The sequence below is a fragment of the Stenotrophomonas pictorum JCM 9942 genome (assembly GCF_001310775.1).
Lineage (GTDB): Bacteria > Pseudomonadota > Gammaproteobacteria > Xanthomonadales > Xanthomonadaceae > Stenotrophomonas > Stenotrophomonas pictorum.
This window is the reverse complement of the sequence record NZ_BAZI01000428.1, coordinates 1-2,044: the sequence shown is the minus strand read 5'-3', so window position 1 is coordinate 2,044 and position 2,044 is coordinate 1. Positions and strand designations below refer to the sequence as shown.

Below are 2,044 nucleotides of genomic sequence, written 5' to 3'. Positions count from 1 at the left end.
TCGCGGGCGTAGGCCAGCGCGCCTGGTAGGCGCGTTCGGACTGGGCCAGGCCCTGCACGCCCACGCCGAGGCGGGCGGAGTTCATCATCACGAACATCGCCATCAGGCCCTTGTGCGGCGCGCCGACCAGGTAGCCTTGGGCGCCGTCGAAGTTCATCACGCAGGTCGAGGAGCCGTGGATACCCATCTTGTGCTCCAGCGAGCCGCAGCGCAGCGTATTGCGCTCGCCCATGGCGCCGTTGCGGTCGACCTTGAATTTCGGGGTGACGAACAGCGAGATGCCCTTCGGGCCGGGCGGCGCATCCGGCAGCTTGGCCAGCACCAGGTGGACGATGTTCTCGCTCAGGTCGTGCTCGCCGGCGGTGATGAAGATCTTGGTGCCGGTGATCGCATAGCTGCCGTCGGCGTTGGGTTCGGCGCGGGTCTTGATCAGGCCCAGGTCGGTACCGGCATGCGGTTCGGTCAGGCACATGGTGCCGGTCCAGTGGCCGGCCACCAGCGGCTTGAGGAAGGCTTCCTTCTGCCAGTCCTCACCGTAGTGCTTCAGGGCCTCGACTGCGCCGTGCGAGAGCATCGGGAACAGGCTCCAGGCCAGGTTGGCCGAGGACACCATCTCGCTCAGTGCCATGCCCAGCGTGCCCGGCATACCCTGTCCGCCGAACTCCGGAGACGCGGTCAGGCCGGTCCAGCCGCCTTCGATGAACTGCGCATAGGCTTCCTTGAAACCCGGTGCGGTGGTGACCTCGCCGGTGGCCTTGTCCAGGGTGCAGCCGGTCTGGTCGCCGATGGCGTTCAGCGGTGCCAGCACGCTGGCGCTGAAGCGGGCGGCTTCTTCCAGCACGGCGTCGATGACGTCGGTGCTGGCATCTTCAAGGCCCATCGCGGCAAACAAGGACTCGGCCTTGAGCACGTCATGCAGGGCGAAACGGAGGTCGTTAACAGGGGCTTTGTAGGTGCTCATCAGACGATTCTCGAACGATGCGGAAAACGGAGGCGGGAACTCAGCGAAGCACGCCGGGCAGACCCGGTGCCTGGCTTAGGCTGTTGCGGGATTTCACCTCGAAGCTGCGCTGCTTCCGGTCTTCGGGCGTGACGCCGATGCTGCCTTCCAGTTCGTAGAACACGGAACGGCCACCGGCCAGTGCATCGGCGACGACGATGCGGGCCGAGGAGCTCGGTTGCAGGCGGACGCTGACAACATCCGCCGATTCCGGGCCGATCGATACGCCGGGTGTGGCGCTCAGGGTGCCGGCGCTCTCGTCGCCGACCTTCACAGCCAGCGCGACCGAGTCAAAGCGCATCGGCATCGAACTGTAGTTGCGCAGGCGCAGCTCCACCTCCCAGTTGCCGTCGTTGCCGACGGTGAGCTGCTGGATGCTGGCCGCAGGTTCGGAGACGCGCTTGACCTTGCCGCCGCCACAGGCGGTCAGGGCAAGTGCAGCAAGGGCGATAAGGGCGTACTGGGGGCGAAAGCGCATACCGCGGGGTCCTCGGGTTTGAAGCGGGGTCGGTCGAAGGATACTACGGCGTATGGGCGCGTGCGGATGCGGGGCGGGCAAGTGCGAAACAATTGCGGCCGCGGATGGCGGAAGACCCGTGCTGGCGCATCGAACAGGTAGAGGGGACAGAAAGGTCGCCGCTTTCCGCGTTTTATTCTGGGGATACATCAATGCGTTCATTCAAGTTGTTACCGCTTGCAAGCGCTATCCGCGGCGGTCTGGCTGTTGCTGCCCTGTGCACGGCGGTTCCGGTATTCGCGGCGCCGCCGCAGTTCGATGTCGAAGGCGGTCATATCGAAGATGTGTTACCTGAATTCGCGCGTCAGGCGGGGATCCAGATCATCGCCCCGGCCAATGCCGCTGGCGAATCGCGTATCGAGGTCGGCCAGGTCAAGGGCCAGATGGATGCGCGGCAGGCGTTGAACCAGCTGCTCGATGGCACCGGGTTGACCATTGCTTCCGATGACGGGCGGACCATCACCCTGCGTGCGGCGCGACCGCTGCTGGCCTCGCTGGGCGGTCTGGGGGGCTTGGCGGTGGCAACG

The 2,044-nt window shown here is 65.7% G+C and carries 3 protein-coding genes; 1 reads left to right on the top strand and 2 read right to left on the bottom strand.

The genetic code is table 11. The features are described 5' to 3' along the window. Together JCM9942_RS14620 and JCM9942_RS14615 are read right to left on the bottom strand one after the other, a co-directional pair. A partial coding sequence (locus JCM9942_RS14620) for an acyl-CoA dehydrogenase family protein (protein ID WP_172675142.1) occupies positions 1–961 on the bottom strand: 961 nt, incomplete at its 3' end. A gap of 40 nt (positions 962–1,001) precedes the next feature. After that, positions 1,002–1,478 carry an LEA/WHy family protein gene (locus JCM9942_RS14615; RefSeq protein WP_054660554.1) on the bottom strand — a complete coding sequence of 159 codons (477 nt, stop codon included), beginning with the start codon at positions 1,476–1,478 and terminating at the stop codon, positions 1,002–1,004. Positions 1,479–1,669: 191 nt separating this feature from the next. Here JCM9942_RS14615 and JCM9942_RS14610 point away from each other — a divergent pair. Continuing rightward, a partial coding sequence (locus tag JCM9942_RS14610) for an STN domain-containing protein (protein WP_218185504.1) occupies positions 1,670–2,044 on the top strand: 375 nt, incomplete at its 3' end.